Raw genomic sequence first — 1,275 nt, forward strand, 5'->3', positions numbered from 1 at the left:
TACAATTGTGTGCGAATTCAAGAAAAATTAAACCACCTATCCCCTAAAGAATTTAGGGAACAAGTGGTTTAGGTGTTTTGATAGGTGTCCCGTTTTCAGGGTTCACTTCATCTTATAGACAAGCAGCTTTTTAGTTTGTTTCATATATAATTTGACCTATTTTCGTAATATCATATCCGCCAATCGCATTTAATTCATTATGAAATTCTTCCGATTGCAGAATGTCTTTCACGACTTCAATCAGCTCTTCATTTTCTTTATTCTTCAAAATTACTAAATCATACTGTTCTTTCATGATTGGAATAAAGTCCACATTTACAATTTGCGAAAACTTTTCTGAACCTACTCCTACATCAGCTTTTCCATTTGCAACTTGCGTGGCAACACCCAGATGATTCGATTCTTCCCATTCATATCCACTAATATCAGCTTTATTTAATTTTTGGATTCGTAATTGTTCATCCACTAACACTCTAATACCAGAACCCTTTTCTCGATTTACAAACTTTATAGTGGATCCGGATATGTCGGCCCATGTCTTTATTTTCTTCGGATTTCCTTTTTGGACATAAAACCCTACATTTCTGGACAATAAATTAATCATAATACATGGCTGTCCTACTAAAATGCGTTTTACATAAGGAACATTATATGTACCCGTTTCACCATCAAACAAATGCAAACTAACGATACTTCCTTCTCCTTGATACATTTTCACTAAACTTGTTAAGCTACCTTGATACGCCCTTAAAACATTAGAACTTGGCAAACGGTTTTCTATACGTTTAGCTAACATATCTAACGTTAGTTCTTGACCACTAATAATACACGTGTTCAAGATACTACTACCATCGTTTTTTACAGGAGTAACTTGTACCTTTCCTGTTTTCATTTGTTTTATATATTGATCTAAATCTGCTGCATCAATGCGCATCTGTCTACCAACTCTATAAGAAGGAAGTTCTCCTTTTTTAATTAAGTCGTATACAGTTAATTTTGATACTTTTAATCGCTTCGCTACTTCTTCCGTTGTGTAGGAATGATGATCCATAGACGATTCCTCACTTTCTTCCTTCATTGTAACAAAGAAAAGAATATTTCTCCTATATTAAAAAAACAACTACATCGTTCAAATTATATTCAATTATAACTAGTTATAATTAGTTATAATTAGTTATAATTAGATGTGTCAAAACGAAAGGGGATTTTTTTATGAATAAATTTACATTACGTTCTATTGGGGCACTTATACTTTCTTTCCTTCTTATATTTAGT

At 32.5% G+C, this 1,275-nt stretch carries 2 protein-coding genes and 1 pseudogene; 2 read left to right on the forward strand and 1 reads right to left on the reverse strand.

Going from position 1 to position 1,275, the window contains the following annotated elements; translation table 11 throughout:
- Positions 1–72: IS3 family transposase (locus tag MR170_RS32565; protein WP_326245104.1), on the forward strand; the 72-nt coding region annotated here is incomplete at its 5' end.
- A 58-nt stretch (positions 73–130) separates the two neighbouring features.
- On the opposite strand, the gene MR170_RS30645 is transcribed toward MR170_RS32565, so the two are convergent.
- The gene (locus MR170_RS30645) at positions 131–1,051 is read right to left on the reverse strand and encodes a substrate-binding domain-containing protein (RefSeq protein ID WP_242310640.1); all 921 of its coding nucleotides are present in this window, start codon (positions 1,049–1,051) and stop codon (positions 131–133) included.
- A 161-nt stretch (positions 1,052–1,212) separates the two neighbouring features.
- Here MR170_RS30645 and MR170_RS30650 point away from each other — a divergent pair.
- Positions 1,213–1,275 (forward strand): annotated as a pseudogene (locus MR170_RS30650) (molybdate ABC transporter substrate-binding protein); the annotation flags it as partial.

Origin of the sequence: Bacillus cereus group sp. BfR-BA-01524, assembly GCF_022662595.1 — a bacterium.
Classification (GTDB): domain Bacteria; phylum Bacillota; class Bacilli; order Bacillales; family Bacillaceae_G; genus Bacillus_A; species Bacillus_A thuringiensis_S.